The sequence below is a fragment of the uncultured Roseibium sp. genome (assembly GCF_947494555.1).
Classification (GTDB): domain Bacteria; phylum Pseudomonadota; class Alphaproteobacteria; order Rhizobiales; family Stappiaceae; genus Roseibium.
In genome coordinates, this window is sequence record NZ_CANLVF010000001.1 from 1,062,858 (window position 1) to 1,077,771 (window position 14,914).

Consider the following 14,914-nt stretch of genomic DNA (forward strand, 5'->3'; position numbering starts at 1 on the left):
ACAAATTGGAAAGCTTGACAAGATTTTTTTATCAGCTCACTGTGCGTGACATGGTGGCTCACAGCACAATCCGCGATCTGATAACCGGGACTTCGGAAGCGTTGACCGGGGCAGAGCGCAAGCTCTCGACAACGCTCTTGTCGGACTATCCCTTTGCCGGTCTGGAACCCATTCAGGTTCTCGCCGAACGCACGGGTATATCGTCTCCCTCGATTTCGCGGTTTGTGTCGAAACTGGGGTTTCAGGGCTATCAGGACTTTCAGCGCAAGCTGATCCAGGAGCTGAAAGCAAGCCAGCGTTCCCCTATCGAACTGATGGTGGTCGAACGCGAAGTCGACGGATCGTTTCTTGGTGATTTCACGCGACGTGCCAACGCGCTCATAGATGAAATGGCACAGAGCATCACCGACGCTCAGTTCGAACGTGTCTGCGATCTGCTCAGTGATCCGGGCCGGCGGATCTTCGTGATGGGCGGACGTGTGAGTGATCTGGTGGCACAGCATCTCAGCCGTCATCTGAAGCGGCTGCGCGACGATGTCTTTCATATCGACCCCGACCCTGAAACCTGGCCCGACAGCCTATTGAAAATGCGCGGCAAGGACGTGCTCTTCGTCGTTGATTTCCGCCGATACCAGCGAACGGTCACTGACCTGGCGAAGCTTGCGGCCAACGAGAGGAAGGCGAATGTTGTCGTGCTGACGGACAAATGGCTGTCGCCCGCCGTGACCCATGCGCGCGAAACGCTCGCTGTTCCGGTAGAGAGCGGTACCGTGTGGGACAGCTATGCAGCCGGCTTCACGCTGATGGAGGCAATCATGACGCGGGTTGCGGAGGCTGATTGGACCAAACACAGCAAGCGCGTATCGGCGTGGGACGCCCTGACGGAGGGGAGGCAGGAGCTCGGACATGATACGTAAGCCGATGATATTCGCCGCAACGTCTGATCTTTCCGGGAAAACCCGCGGCAAGGCCTTTCCGGCGGACCAGTTGAACAAGCGGTGCGAACGCGGCATGGGCTGGGTTCCGACAAACGTGCAGATCACCTGTTTCGACACCATCGCCGACAGTCCCTTCGGATCGTTCGGCGATCTTGCCCTCGTCCCCGATCAGTCAGCCGATGTCAGCGTCGATTTTGAAGATGGCACACCACCTGAGCGTTTCATGCTGTCGGATATCCATACGCTGGACGGCAAGCCCTGGGGGTTTTGCACGCGCTCCATTCTGCGTGCCGCTTTGTCCCGGCTGAAGGACCTCACCGGTGCACGGCTGCTGGCAGCCTTCGAGCACGAATTCCAATTTGCCGCTGGTTCGACCCTCCTGCATCAGGGGTTCGGATTGCAAGGGCATGCCGAGTATTCCGGTTTTGCAGAAACACTTTTGGCCGCTCTGGAGCAGGCCAGCCTGACACCGGACAGTTTCATCTGCGAATACGGACCGGATCAGTTCGAGGTGACCGTAGCACCGGAAGAGGGTGTGAAGGCGGCCGATGCAGCGGTGATCACGCGCGAGTTGGCCCGTATGACCGCGCGCAGGTTCGAGCAAACGGCGACGTTCACGCCCATTCGTGATGTGTCGAGCGTCGGCAACGGCGTCCACATCCATATGAGTTTCATGGGTGACAATGGACCCCTGACATACGACGCAGCAGGTTCCCATGGGCTTTCTCCGCTGACGGCGTCGTTTGCCGCTGGCGTGTTGAAATACATGGACAGCATTCTCGCGCTTACAGCGCCGTCCGTCATTTCCTATGAGCGTTTGACACCCCATCGATGGAGTGCGGCCTACAACAATCTCGGCCTTCAGGACCGTGAGGCGAGCCTGCGCATCTGTCCGGTGACGGCAACGGAGCCGGACGCGATTGCGCGTCAGTTCAACATCGAATACCGGGCCGCAGACGCTGCGGCGTCGCCGTACCTGTCGCTTGCAGCAATCGTTCACGCGGGGTGCCAGGGCATTGAGGAAGAACTGGCTGCGCCCCAGGTTACAGAGGAAGACCTGTCGCTCCTGAATGCGGAAGAACTTGGCCGGAAAGGCTTTGTGCGTCTGCCGGCGACGCTTGAAGATGCGCTTGAAAGATTTGCGCGCAACGACATCGTGACCGGCTGGTTCGACCCTGAATTCGCCTCCGTCTACCTGGCGCACAAGAAGGCCGAGGCGGCCTTTCTCGAGGGAAGGGACACAGCGCAGAAATGCGCCGCCTATGAGGATGTCTATTGATGCTTGTGCTCAATGACATTTCGAAACAGTTTGGCGGTGTCAGGGCCGTCAGCAATGTGAGTTTCGAGGTGCCTGCGGGTCAAGTGCGCGGTCTGATCGGGCCCAACGGTGCCGGAAAGACCACGTTGATCAATCTGATCTCCGGTCTTCTGACACCGTCCAGCGGCACGATGTCCCTCGAGGGCGATATACTTGACGGAACGGGTGCAGCTGCCAGAACCCGCAAGGGGATTGCCCGCACGTTCCAGAACCTTCGCATCTTCGAAAACCTGTCAGTCGGGCAGAACATCGAGGTTGCCCAGATCACTGCGCGGTCCGAAGGGCATGAGGACAGCATCGCGATCGGCGAGGCTGTCGAGCGGTTCGATCTTGCAGGCAAGCTGCGCATGCCGGCAAACGCGCTCTCCTATGGCCATCTCAGGCGCCTGGAGATCGTGCGCGCACTTGCGCTCAACCCGAAGGTGCTGATGCTCGACGAGCCGGCAGCCGGAATGAACGAGCAGGAAACGGAAGAGCTGGCCGAAGCGCTTGACTGGGTCAAGACCCGCTTCGGCTGCGCCACACTGGTCATCGATCACGATCTCAAATTCATCATGACGCTCTGCGACAGGATCACGGTCCTGAATATGGGAGCCGTGATCGCTGAAGGTACGCCCCGAGAGATAACAACAAATCAAGACGTCATAGATGCCTATCTGGGCGAGGACCATTCCAATGCCGCGTGACGCGGCACAAAACAGGAGAGGGACAGTGAAGAAAATCGGACTTACACTCGCCGGGCTCGCAGTTGCTGCCGGACCGGCATTCGCCGCAGACACCGTCAAGATCGGTCTCGCGGTTCCAATGACCGGCGACTATGCACCTTACTCTGAATTCCAGGGTGCAAAATGCATGGCGGAAAAAATCAACGCGGATGGCGGCATCAACGGCATGCCGGTCGAATTGTTCATCCAGGATACGGGTTCCGACACGCAAACAGCCGTGTCGCTTGCCCAGAAGTTCCTGGACGATGGCGTCGTCATGCTCGGCACGATCCCGTTCTCCGACACGATGATCCCGGTCGCCCAGGTTGCCGCAGGTTATGGCGTCTCGATCTTCCAGCCGCAGTCGACGCAGGTGGAAATGCATGCCGGGATCGTCGACAACTTCTTTACCGGCGTATCTCCCGACCCGTTCACCGCGACCGCGGCGGCCAACCATGCTCTCAAGCAGGGCGTGAAAAACGTTGTCCTGTTCACATCGGATGAGGGCGGGTCCTGGTCGGCGCGCACGCCGCTCTGGTTCGGAGACGTGATCGAGGCAAATGGCGGCAAGGTGCAGGCCAAACTCAACTTCAGCTTCGGAACGTCCGACTGGTCACCGCAGATCGCCGAGATCAAGGCGCTGGATACACCGCCCGACGCGGTCTACATCTCGTCCATCATGCCGGATGTGGGCGTTCTCGTGCGCCAGATGCGCAGTGCAGGGATCGATGCCTGGGTCATCGGCTCCGACGGGTTCGACGATCCTTCGCTCGATGCCATCGGGTCGGACGATCCGAGCCTTCTGGACAAGGTCTTCTTCGCAACGCTCGCGCCCAGCCATGAGGACAGTGCGGTCGTGAAATTCATGAAGGAATGCGAAGACATGGGCTTTGAGGTCGGCGGCTTGTTCCCGGCAACGGGGGCGGACACGATCATGGCGGTGAAATTCGGTGTTGAAACCGCCGGCAGTCTCGACCCGGCTGCGGTCTCGGACGCGATCCGGTCCGCCGAAAGTGTCCCGGTTCTGACGGTGGATTCCATTTCGTTCAAGGATACCAAGACCTACGCACAACGAACGATCCCGGTCATCGGTTACAAGGACGGCAAGCGCGTTCTGATCACGAACGACATTCCGGCCAACGTTCCAACGGACTGGAACTGACGACACAGGCGCGGCCTTTGGTTGACGAAGGCCGCGCCAGCCAGGCGAAACGCATGCTCACCATTCAGGATCTCCATGTCTTTCACGGACCGATCGAAGCGGTTCACGGCATTTCCCTCAACGTGGAAAGGGGCAAGTGCATTTCGCTTCTGGGACCGAATGGTGCCGGAAAAACATCGACCATTTCCGCGATCACGGGAATTGCGCGCGCAACCGGTTCCGTCCGATTCGAGGAACGCGAGATTTCAGGCGATAGTGTGGAAGCACGCATAGCCTCGGGCATCGCGGTTTCCCCGGAAGGACGGCGCATTTTTTCCAACCTGACAATCCTGGAAAATCTCACGCTGGGCGCGGCCATACAAAAAGATCAGAAGGAAAAGGGCAGGGACATCGATCACTGGTTTTCGCTCTTTCCCATCCTTGCCGAGCGCCGGGACCAGGCAGCCGGCACGCTGTCCGGCGGTGAACAGCAGATGCTTGCGATTGCCCGGGCACTGATGGCGAGACCCAAGATCCTGCTGCTGGACGAGCCGAGCCTCGGGCTTGCGCCAAAGATTGTCCGCCAGATCTTCGATCTGATCGGCACATTGAAAGACCAGGGCATGACGATCCTGCTGGTTGAACAGAATGCGACCCAGGCGCTCAGGCTGGCGGATTATGCCTATCTGATGAGTTCAGGCCGGATCGTGGCGCATGGAACCGCGGATGAACTTGGAAAAAGCGACAAGCTGATGGCAGAGCTGACGGGGGTCGCCTGATATGGAATATGTCATTCAGCAGACGCTGAACGCACTCAGTTTCGGTGCCGAATACGCGCTGCTGGCGCTCGGCCTTGCGATCGTCTTCTCGATCATGGGGCTGGTCAACTTCGCCCATGGCGAGATTATCGCGGTCGGAGGCTACACGATGGTTGCCTTTGCCTCGCTGGCCATCGGAAATCCGGTGATCGTGATGGCCGGTGCGATCATTGCCGCGATGCTGGCCTCGCTCACGCTGGAGCGGGTCGCCTTCCGGCCCGTGCGCAAGGCCGATCCGACGACCGGGCTTCTGACCGCCTTCGGTGTTTCCATCGTGCTGCAGAACATTTTCCTGATGTTCGTGTCACCGCGTCCGATTGCTGTCACTTCGCTCTATTTTCTCGACTGGCCGATCGAGATTGCGGGAATACGGCTCGCCTCGCTTCAGGTCTTCGAAACGCTCACGACGATTGTCGTCATTGTCGCCCTGATGCTGTTTCTGCGCCGCACCGTTCTCGGGCTGGCCGTGCGGGCAGCGTCCCTCGATTTCGAGATGGTGCGGCTCACCGGCATCAAGGCAAACCGCGTGTTTGCGATGGCCTTCCTGATCTCGGGCCTTCTGGCCGGACTTGCCTGCATCTTCATCATGGCCCGGCGCGGCAGCGTCGATCCGCATCTGGGATTCGATCCTGTTCTGAAAGCGTTTGTTGCCTGTGTGGTCGGGGGCTTCGGAAGTCTGCCAGGTGCCGTGCTTGGCGGGTTTCTGCTCGGGGCCGTCGAGGTTGCGATGCTGGTCATGCTGCCGCAGAGCCTCGGCGGGATGACCGATGCCTTCGTGTTCATGATCGTGGCGCTGATCCTGATCTGGCGGCCGGACGGTATTCTGTCTCCAGCGGTCGAGAAGGGAGACAAGCTGTGATCCGGTTGAGTGCGAGCCAGCGATCCGGCCTTGTCGGGGCGGCATTGCTTGCGGCCGTTCTCGTAGCGGTTGGAGTGGCAACGCTCTACTTCGGTTCGCGTTACCAGATCCGTCTCGTGTACTCGGCCTATGTCAATCTGATTGTCGTTCTCGGCCTGCAGGTGTTCATGGGAAATGCTCGGATCACCAATCTCTCGCACAGCGCTTTCATGGGGATCGGGGCCTATGCCGCGGCCCTGTGCGTGACGCCGGAAAACATCAAGAAGATTTCATTGCCGGCCGCCCCGTGGGGCCTTGCCGACTTTTCGCTCGACCCGGTGCTTTCCGCCGCCATCGCCATCGCGATCACCGCGGTACTGGCCTTTCTGCTCGGCCTTTTCATTGTCCGTCTGACCAGTATCGGTGCGACCATCGTGACGCTCGCCGTTCTGGTGATCGTGCATGCGGTGTTCCTCTACCGGACAGATATCTTCAAGGGGAATCAGGCGTTTTTCGGCATTCCGCAGGTGTTCGACCTCGCCTGGGTGGTGGGCATCGCCATCCTGGCGGTAATCGTGTGCCGGCTGTTCCGGGAGAGCCGCTGGGGTATCCAGCTCAGGGCCAGCGCAGACGATGAGGTCGGCGCAGCCGCGATGGGTGTCGAGATCTACAAGCTGCGCCTGATCGCCTGGGTTCTGGGTGCGGTTATCCTGGCTGTCGCCGGTATCTGCTATGCCTATTTCCTTGGCACGATTTCCGCGCGGCCCTTCTACTTCAACCATGTGTTCCTGACCCTTGCGATGCTGATCCTCGGGGGCATGCGGACCGTTACCGGCGCGGTCCTCGGAACGTTTCTGATTTCGTTCGGCCTGGAAGGCGTCAGATATCTGGAAACGGGACCCGTGCTGCTTGGCATAGAGCTGCCCGAAGCGCTCGGGCTTTCCGGAATCGCGCTCGGTGCCGTCATTGTCTTGACAATGGCGTTCAGACCGACGGGTATTATGGGGAACCGGGAAATCGAGACGCTGTTCGCTCGCAAGACTTTCTAGGAGGAAGACGTGGCCTGCAATCACACGATCCACAAGCACGCGCACCATTTCGGCTGGGACAATTCGATCGATCCGATCCTGAGCGTCGCACCCGGCGAAACCATCGAAGTGGAGACGATCGACAGCTCGGGCGGCCAGTTCAATGCGAATTCGACGGTTGCCGACCTCGGCAATCTGAGCTTCGACAAGGTTAACCCGGTCACGGGTCCGATCTTCATAGAGGGGGCCGAACCGGGCGATGCCGTTGCGATCACCTTTCTGGATTTCAAACCATCCGGCTGGGGCTGGACGGCCAACATTCCAGGCTTCGGGCTACTGACGGACCAGTTTCCGGACCCGGCGCTGCATATCTGGAAATACGATTCCGTCTCGATGAATCCCGCACTTTACGGGCCAGGCGGGACTGTCCCCTTAAAGCCCTTCGTCGGCACGATCGGGCTCGCACTCGCAGAACCCGGACTACACTCTGTGGTACCGCCGCGCCGTGTCGGGGGCAACCTGGATATCCGGGACAATGCCGTCGGAACAACGCTTTACCTGCCGGTCGAGGTTGCCGGTGGCATGCTGTCGCTTGGAGACACTCATGCGGCCCAGGGGGATGGCGAAATCTGCGGAACGGCGATTGAAAGCCCGATGGATGTCGCGATCAAGGTGGATTTGGTCAAGCAGGCGAACTATGCGTTTCCCCGCTTTGAAACCGACGGACCGGTGACGCGGCATTTCGATGCCAAGGGCTATAAGGCAACAACCGGGATCGGCGAGGATCTGATGCAGGCTGCCCGGGACGCGGTATCGGGAATGGTTGACTGGGTTGCAGCATCAACCGGGATGAGCGCGCTCGATGCCTACATGCTGTGCTCGGTCTGCGGCGATCTTCGCATTTCGGAAATCGTCGACATGCCCAATTGGACTGTTTCCTTCTATTTTCCAAAGAGTGTTCTGGACTAACGTCCGCTTGTCTCGTGATTAATTCAGGCGCAATGCCAAGTTCGCGTCATGCGATCCTGAATGCCAGTCGTTTGTATCCGGTTCGGGAGGCGACGGCTCAGAACATGCTTTGCGCAAAAAAATCCTGTTTAACGTCGTGCGGCGCACGCCAAACAAAGTGACGACTCTGATACCATTTAACGGGGATGCTGCAACCTATGCGATTGCACTGGTTGTTAAGTATGACGCAATACAAAATTGCGTTTGGTGTAATCGGACGTCGATCAGGCTGGGCATTTCATGCAAAGACTGGATTTTGAGTTGGACAAGGCGCAGGTAAAGCGTGCCTGGGGCGTGATAGATCGGGACTTTCAAAGTCTCGGTCTTGTTTTGCGCCGCGGTTCCGACTTCGACGTCGTGGAAGCAATGGCCGCAGAAAGCAGATTTCCACCGCTGGAAGGACATTTCACGCCGACACTCAATACCTATACGCCGTCGCAAGCGTTCTGGCTGGCCCTCACTGACCCGGCCGGAAAGATGGTCGGGCGGGTCTGTGCCCGGTTTGACCGCATGGAATATCCGATGACACTTACGGACTTCTGGCGAAAATACTTTCACAGGTGCTATCCGAACGCGCTGGGTGGTCAGGTGGTGTTGTCACAGAATCAGCCGCGCGTTGGACGCAGGATCACCGGGGATGTGGTGTATCTGGGCGGAACTTATGTCGCGCGCGAGTGGCGCCGGCACAAGCTTGGCGGGCTTTTGAACCAGCTCGCCCAAATCGAGGCGCTGCACGATTGGGGCGCTGGTTTCTATTACGGCTGGATCCAGGGGCACACGTTCCTGGACGGGTTCTGGCGCGAATGCGGTTTTACCAGATGTTCGCACCATGCCCTGAATTGGGAAGAGCCGCTGCCTGGTACGCTGGATGCCAATCTGATTTTTGCCGGGAATACAGCGGATGACGTGTGTGATCTGATAGATCGCGTCGCTCGTGGATTTCCAGCAGTTCCATCAGACAGAATATTCGAACAATCCCCGAACGGGTCTCAAACCTGACGAGCAGCCGCTGCAAGGTCATATCGGGGACACCAGCGCCAAGGCGGTTTCCGGTCCGTTGGATGTCCAGCCAGGGCTCGCCTCTAAAGGCAGTCTGGTAGGCGTCGGCAACACCTTTACGATAGACCTGCGGAAGAAAGCTCGTCGCTGGCTTGGGCGCATCAGGGTCGAGCGCGTGCGGGAAGAAGCGCCGAAACGTCGTCTGGTTTCCGGCGAAGGTGATTTTGGGAACATCACCCTGTTTGGCGGATGGAAGGGTCAAAAGCAGCCAGGGGCTCAACTTGGTCATCCGGCTGTCCCGGATCATGACGCCGCGATTTTCCATCCAGGTATTCAGTAGAAACTGCGCCCGCTCACCGGCAAGTCCATTTTCGACGTGCGAGAGCGGAAGCGGTTCAACAAAGGTATTGTTGCTCATCGATCTGTCCGAAGGGTCCCGGGTTCGGCTGAAAACCACGTTGGATTGCTTCTGCGAAAATGTCGCTTCTTGCCTCAACGGCAAGTTCTGCGCGTTCCGCGTCCGTCAAAAGACTGGTTTGATCGTGGTTAAACATGTTGAAACAGTGAAAGTCCAACAGATAGAGACAGTCGTATCTGGCGGCAATTTCAAATAGCTCCAGAAACTCAAGTTGTTCTTTTGTAAAGTCCTGCACACTCATGATTTTTTACCGTTTACAGTTTACTTTTTCAGTTTGACGAGGGCCTCGTATACGAAAAAAACGCTTTCCAGAATTTCAAACTGGTTCATGCGTTGGTGTGCCGGTTTCCTGTCGTTCTGTTCGACGACACTCTCGAGAGCTTTCAGGTAAAGCTCCTTGTCCAGACACTGCCGGTCCCGGCTCGGTTCCTGGGGAATTTCGCCAGGCAGCGGGGCTTTCAGTTCCCGCGATAGAAGCAGCATGTGTTCCGCGCTCAGCGCCTGTTTTCCCTTACGAATACGGGAAACGGACGCAGGGGTCAGACACAAGAGATCTGCGACCTCTGTATTCTTTTTACCGCTCGCTTCGATGGCTTTGTTCGCCCAGGTTGTGACGTCGAAGTCAATTTCACCCACAGGTGATTCCATGTTACGCGTCCTGTAACAAAGGTTACTAAATTATGAATGACAATTACGCGATGCGGCATATTTTTGCAACCTGAGAGTCGACGCCTCAAGCCTCGCTGCCGCACCTTTCTGTGAAGTTCCTTAACGCCGGAAATCACCTTCTTCCTGCCAGGACAACATGCCTTCAGAGCGAAGACTTCGGTGCGGCAGCGGTCGAAACAGAACTGGTGGCGGCTCACAAACGCCCTTTTCAGTGAAGCCCAATTCTTCTTGACGCGGCGTGTTGCTGTGCGAAGGTAACCGCGTGCGGGTCGATAAGCACAGATGCGTCACAGCCTGTTATTCGAACCGCCGGCCTGCTTTGTTCAACTATCGCAACAGGAAGCTATGCCAAGCGATATTCCCGTCATCGATCTGAAACCGCTTCTTGACGATGCTTCCGGCGGACTGCAAACGGTCGCAGACGAGATCGGCAGAGCCGCTCGCGATATTGGCTTTTTCTACGTGAAGAACCACGGAGTTGAAGCCTCACTGATTGAGGCTGCATTTTCGGCGTCGCATGCGCTCTTTGCGCTGCCACTTGATCAAAAAATGCAGCTGACGAAAGACTTTTTCAAAACCAACCGCGGGTATGTTCCGCATGAGGGAGAGAATCTCGACCCGAACACGCCACCGGATCTGAAGGAGGCGTTCAACATTGGTTTGGATCTGGCGGCAGACGATCCGAGCATCATCGCGAACGATCCGTTTCGGGCTCTCAATCAATGGCCGGATATTCCGCACTGGAAAGAAACGCTTCTTTCCTATTTTGATGCGGTTTGGGCGCTCGGGCGCGAAATGCACCGCGCGATCGCTGTGGATCTTGGAGCCGACGCCACCTTCTTTGAAGACAAGCTGGACGCACCGATGGCGACCCTCAGGCTCCTGCACTATCCACCGCACCCGGAGACAGCGGGTGAGGGGCAGATCGGCGCCGGCGAGCACACCGACTATGGAAACATCACGCTTTTGCTCCCGGATGCCGTTGGTGGTCTTGAAGTGCGCAGGCGCGACGGCGTCTGGTTGAAAGCACCGACAATCGACGGCACATTCATTTGCAATATTGGCGACTGCCTGATGCGCTGGTCGAACGACATCTATGTGTCGACACCTCACCGTGTCGTCAACAAGGGCGGATCGGAACGGTATTCGATCGCCTTTTTCCTCGATCCGAACCCGGAGGCAGACGTTTCCTGTCTGCCCGGGTGCATGTCGGAGACAAGGCCTGCGAAATATCCCGCAATCTCGGGCGCCGACTATTTGCGTGCCAGGCTCGACGCAACCTATGAGCACGTGACGCCGGGCGCGGGCGCACGAGGCGAAGCCTGAGCTTACATCCACAAGGCAATTCCTGACGTAAAAACCCAGATAGACGGCCTCCAGCGAGAAAACCTAATGAGGAAGGCGATCAGATCATGAATGTGGACAGGGTATTGCGTTGTCTTCCAAGGCTTTGGATCGTGGCCTTCGCAGCTCTTTTGGCCACTGCGGTGCCTGCGCGGGCGAACGATGTTCTTGAAAATGTGCGCTGGCTGTTGTCGAAACCTGAAAGACTGCCGCTGATCGTTGAAAAACGACGTCAGGAAATCTCTCAGTTTTACAGTTCAGAACAGGGGCAGGTGCTCTGGTTGGACGAACCGCGCAGTCTGGAACTGGTGCAGAGTATGGAGGCGGCGCAGCGCGAAGGACTGCGGCCCGAGGATTATCCACCCGCAGTTCTGCAAGACGCGGTTGCCGCGCTCAACAGCACTTCGTCGCCGTCGGACATCGCCTGGGTCGAGCTTTTGTACACGGGACATTTTCTCGATTTTGCCCACGATCTCAGGGCGGGGCGCGTGTCTCCAAGGGTCCTCTATCCGGATGCCTATATGCCGTCGAATTCAATCGACGCCGTTGATGCTCTGTCGCGGCTGGTGTCTTCCGGGGGGCTTGAAGCCTTCATTGACGTGTGGCAACCGCAGGACGACACCTACAGGCGTTTGAAAGGGCATTTGCAACATCTTCAATCCGTTCGGCAAAATGGTGGCTTTAGCTACGTGGAACCGGGAGAGCCCCTCGAAGCCGGGACCAGTGATCCGCGCGTGCCGATCCTTCGTCAGCGCCTTTTTGAAGATGGTCTTCTCAGCAAAGCATCCGACGATCCTGTGTTCGACAAGCGTCTGGCATTTGCCGTCGGCCAAGCCCGCTTGCAGTACGGTTTGGAAATATCGGGTGAAATTTCGCCAGAACTGATCAGGGCACTCAATATCCCGATCGATCGGCGGATCGAGCAACTGACCAACGCCATGGAGCGGATACGCTGGCTGCCAAACGAATATGCGCGTTTGCAACTCTTCATCAACAAGGGTGAGAACAGCTACGTCTTTCTGGAAAACGGACGCGTTGTGCGGGAAGGCGAGGCCTTTCCGAATTGCCCGGACCGGAACCATACGACACTGGCAACGACCATCGAAGCCGTTACCTTTCATCCGACATGGCAGGTGCCCTGGGAGTTTTTCGGCAAGGAACTGTTGCCGCGTCTCAGAAAGGATCCGGAACAGGTGGAGGCAGCCGGCTACTACCTGAAACGAAGCGGTGCCGACGTCCCTCTTGATGCGCTTCCCTGGAAGGAAGCCAGCCTGCGTGACATTGAGCGTGCCAGCAACCGGGAGCAGTATGCCCTCTATCTGCCGGCTTCCATCGAAAATCCTCTCGGGCAATATGCCTACCGGCTTCGACAGGAACAAAGACTGCAGCTTTTCGATCTCGCCGCCGCGCCGGACGAGGGTCTTTTCTGCAATCCCTATCTGCCGAAAACCGCGTTCGGGATCGTCAACGGCATAGAAATTCTCGACCAGATCATCGAGCCGCGCGTTCTGCCTGTCGATGGAATAGCGGACCGGATTTCCAGGCAGGACACGGTGACCTTTCCTGCGCGTGGCGGTCTCATGGCCGTTGTGTCGCACCAGTCGGTATGGGTGCAGAGGCAAGGCCTGATCCGTTTCGGCAACGACCCTTATCTGGAGGATGCGCGCCTGACGGCAGCACTGTCCGGGCGTCCGAAACCTTAGTTGGCATTCCCCAGCTTCGCTGCAACTTTCTGCTGCCCCGTGCTTGAACCGGGCTACATCCCGCAATTGCCTTTTGGGGGCTCGGGACAGGGCAGAGGAGAATTCTCTAAAGCAGCATGATCATCGTGCCGGCGAGGGTCAAAAGGACATTCGCCAGCGCATAAGTACCTGCATATCCGAGCGCGGGAACCGTGCTCTTGGCTGCTTGCTGTACAATGCCGAGGGCAGGCGTGCTCGTCATGGCGCCGGTAAGTGCTCCGAGCAGAAGCGCGGGATTCATGCCGAGGGCCAAACGCCCGAACACATAACCGCACAAAAGCGGCAGACAGGTTACGACCACGCCTGAAAGGAAGAGAACAGGTCCGACAGATCCAAGCGCCGAGGCGATGCCGCCTCCCGCATTCAGACCAACGCCGACCATGAAGAGCAGCAGTCCGAGTTCCATCAAAATGAAGCGGGCCGCCGCCGGCATGCGGCCGAACGTTGGGCGGTTCGCGCGCAGGAAGCCGACGCAGATACCCGCAACGAGCAGGCCTCCGGCGGTTCCGATACCGACGTTTATGTCCCCGACCTTCACCGTTATCTGACCGAGTATCAGGCCGAAGACGATGCCGGCGGCGAAGGTTAGAAGGTCCGTTTCAACCGCTTTTCGGTCTTCAGCTCCGATCTCTGCGATAGCGCGATCAAGAGCGCGTCTTTCGCCGGTCAGGATCATCACGTCGCCACGTTGCACCACCGTTCCCTGGGCAAGCGGCAACTGGATTTGCGATCGCGTGATGCGGATCAGATAACAGCCGTGCCGCTCGTAGATGCCAAGCTGCTCGAGCGAGTGGCCCACGGCACTTGGGTTGGTCACAACGACTTCCGCGACATCGACAACCGCGTCGATCAGGTCCCGATCCAGAACTTCGGCGCCGAGGTTGTAAAGATCGCGTGCCTTGGCATGTTCTTCCGGCGTTGCGAAAACGGCAACCTTGTCACCCACTTCGATCACGGTGTTCGGGTCCGGATCAATGAGTTCGACGCCACGTTTCAGACGATAAAGTGACCTGACACTGATATCTTTTGCGGTTCTGGCAACCAATGCCTGAGCAATTGTAAGCCCATGAAGGTCCGGATCGGTGATTTCATAGGCACGCAGGATCGGCCGTTCGACCTTCTCGTCCACATTTTCCGCCTTGAAACCGCGCTCGCTGGCAAACGTTTCCGCTGCCGCGGCGAGATCTACGCGCAGGAAACTCGGCAACAGTTTGACGATGAGGAGAAGACCAACTGTTCCGAAAATGTAAGTTATCGCGTAAGCGACACTGATATTCTCGATAAGCGTGCTCGCGGTTTCACCCCCTGGTGAAGACACCAGACCGGATGAGACCGCATTTTGCGCACCGACCAGCGTTGGCGTGCTGGTCAGGCTGCCGGCCATCAAACCCGCCGAGAAGGCATTGGAAAGGCGGGTGACCCAGGCAATACCGAGCACGAGCAGAAACGAGCCTCCGGCCATAAATATTGTCAGGACCAGGTATTTCGGACCGTCCTGACGCAGCACATTCAGGATTTGCGGTCCTGCCTGCCAGCCGACCGAATAGATGAACAGCGTAAAACCGATCGACTGCACAATCGGATCGATCTTGTAACCGTAGTGTCCGAACAGGAGCGCGCAAAGCAGGACACCGCCAGTGACCCCGATTTCAAACCTGGCGACCCGGATGTTTCCGATAAGGTAGCCGATCGCGATGATCGTGAAGATCACGAGCACGGAATCCTGGTGAAAGATCTGCGAGAAATCGATGGTCATGCACGGTGTCTTGTTTTGCCCCGGGCAGACCGCCCGAGATTTGGCCTTATCACGAAACCGTCGAAAACGGAGGGTTGAAAATCGAGACACCTCCTGCGCGCCTGTTGCGTCAAAATAATGGCGAGGCGAGTGGTTCCGGGCAGCTTGAGACTGTCGTGCAAAACAAAAGACCGGTTCCGACAGTGCAGAACCG

At 57.9% G+C, this 14,914-nt stretch carries 15 protein-coding genes; 12 read left to right on the forward strand and 3 right to left on the reverse strand.

Annotated elements, in window-relative coordinates; genetic code table 11:
* Positions 1-14 precede the first annotated feature (14 nt).
* The 10 genes from Q0915_RS04800 (at position 15) to Q0915_RS04845 (ending at position 9,132) form a co-directional block, all read left to right on the forward strand.
* Positions 15-917 (forward strand): MurR/RpiR family transcriptional regulator, encoded by a 903-nt coding sequence (locus Q0915_RS04800; protein WP_299473994.1) that lies wholly within the window; start codon positions 15-17, stop codon positions 915-917.
* On the forward strand, positions 907-2,217 hold the full coding sequence (locus Q0915_RS04805; protein ID WP_299473997.1) for a glutamine synthetase family protein: 1,311 nt from the start codon (positions 907-909) through the stop codon (positions 2,215-2,217). Before Q0915_RS04800 ends, Q0915_RS04805 begins: the two co-directional genes overlap by 11 nt.
* Positions 2,217-2,942, forward strand: coding sequence for an ABC transporter ATP-binding protein (locus Q0915_RS04810; protein ID WP_299474000.1), 726 nt, complete (start codon positions 2,217-2,219; stop codon positions 2,940-2,942). The genes Q0915_RS04805 and Q0915_RS04810 overlap by 1 nt, the downstream gene beginning before the upstream one ends.
* Before the next feature lie 25 nt (positions 2,943-2,967).
* Positions 2,968-4,122, forward strand: a complete 1,155-nt coding sequence (locus Q0915_RS04815; RefSeq protein ID WP_299474003.1) for an ABC transporter substrate-binding protein — start codon at positions 2,968-2,970, stop codon at positions 4,120-4,122.
* Positions 4,123-4,139: 17 nt separating this feature from the next.
* Positions 4,140-4,880: an ABC transporter ATP-binding protein gene (locus Q0915_RS04820; RefSeq protein ID WP_299474006.1), complete on the forward strand. Its 741-nt coding sequence runs from the start codon at positions 4,140-4,142 to the stop codon at positions 4,878-4,880.
* A gap of 1 nt (position 4,881) precedes the next feature.
* Positions 4,882-5,778: a branched-chain amino acid ABC transporter permease gene (locus tag Q0915_RS04825; protein ID WP_299474009.1), complete on the forward strand. Its 897-nt coding sequence runs from the start codon at positions 4,882-4,884 to the stop codon at positions 5,776-5,778.
* The gene (locus Q0915_RS04830) at positions 5,775-6,806 is read left to right on the forward strand and encodes a branched-chain amino acid ABC transporter permease (protein WP_299474012.1); all 1,032 of its coding nucleotides are present in this window, start codon (positions 5,775-5,777) and stop codon (positions 6,804-6,806) included. The genes Q0915_RS04825 and Q0915_RS04830 overlap by 4 nt, the downstream gene beginning before the upstream one ends.
* Positions 6,807-6,815: 9 nt before the next feature.
* Positions 6,816-7,754: an acetamidase/formamidase family protein gene (locus tag Q0915_RS04835; protein WP_299474015.1), complete on the forward strand. Its 939-nt coding sequence runs from the start codon at positions 6,816-6,818 to the stop codon at positions 7,752-7,754.
* 279 nt (positions 7,755-8,033) lie between these two features.
* Positions 8,034-8,792 carry a hypothetical protein gene (locus Q0915_RS04840; RefSeq protein ID WP_299474018.1) on the forward strand — a complete coding sequence of 253 codons (759 nt, stop codon included), beginning with the start codon at positions 8,034-8,036 and terminating at the stop codon, positions 8,790-8,792.
* 58 nt (positions 8,793-8,850) lie between these two features.
* Positions 8,851-9,132: a hypothetical protein gene (locus Q0915_RS04845; protein WP_299474021.1), complete on the forward strand. Its 282-nt coding sequence runs from the start codon at positions 8,851-8,853 to the stop codon at positions 9,130-9,132.
* Between the two features lie 55 nt (positions 9,133-9,187).
* Here the strand turns inward: Q0915_RS04845 and Q0915_RS04850 are convergent, their stop codons facing one another.
* Positions 9,188-9,451 carry a hypothetical protein gene (locus Q0915_RS04850; RefSeq protein ID WP_299474024.1) on the reverse strand — a complete coding sequence of 88 codons (264 nt, stop codon included), beginning with the start codon at positions 9,449-9,451 and terminating at the stop codon, positions 9,188-9,190.
* Positions 9,452-9,471: 20 nt separating this feature from the next.
* Positions 9,472-9,858: a helix-turn-helix transcriptional regulator gene (locus tag Q0915_RS04855; protein WP_299474027.1), complete on the reverse strand. Its 387-nt coding sequence runs from the start codon at positions 9,856-9,858 to the stop codon at positions 9,472-9,474.
* Positions 9,859-10,224: 366 nt separating this feature from the next.
* Between Q0915_RS04855 and Q0915_RS04860 the strand changes: the two genes are divergently transcribed.
* Together Q0915_RS04860 and Q0915_RS04865 are read left to right on the forward strand one after the other, a co-directional pair.
* Positions 10,225-11,205 carry a 2-oxoglutarate and iron-dependent oxygenase domain-containing protein gene (locus tag Q0915_RS04860; RefSeq protein ID WP_299474030.1) on the forward strand — a complete coding sequence of 327 codons (981 nt, stop codon included), beginning with the start codon at positions 10,225-10,227 and terminating at the stop codon, positions 11,203-11,205.
* Positions 11,206-11,291: 86 nt separating this feature from the next.
* Positions 11,292-12,926, forward strand: coding sequence for a hypothetical protein (locus Q0915_RS04865; protein ID WP_299474033.1), 1,635 nt, complete (start codon positions 11,292-11,294; stop codon positions 12,924-12,926).
* 106 nt (positions 12,927-13,032) lie between these two features.
* Here Q0915_RS04865 and Q0915_RS04870 read toward each other — a convergent pair whose 3' ends face one another.
* Complete coding sequence (locus Q0915_RS04870) at positions 13,033-14,721, reverse strand: TrkA C-terminal domain-containing protein (RefSeq protein WP_299474036.1); 1,689 nt, start codon at positions 14,719-14,721, stop codon at positions 13,033-13,035.
* Positions 14,722-14,914 lie beyond the last annotated feature (193 nt).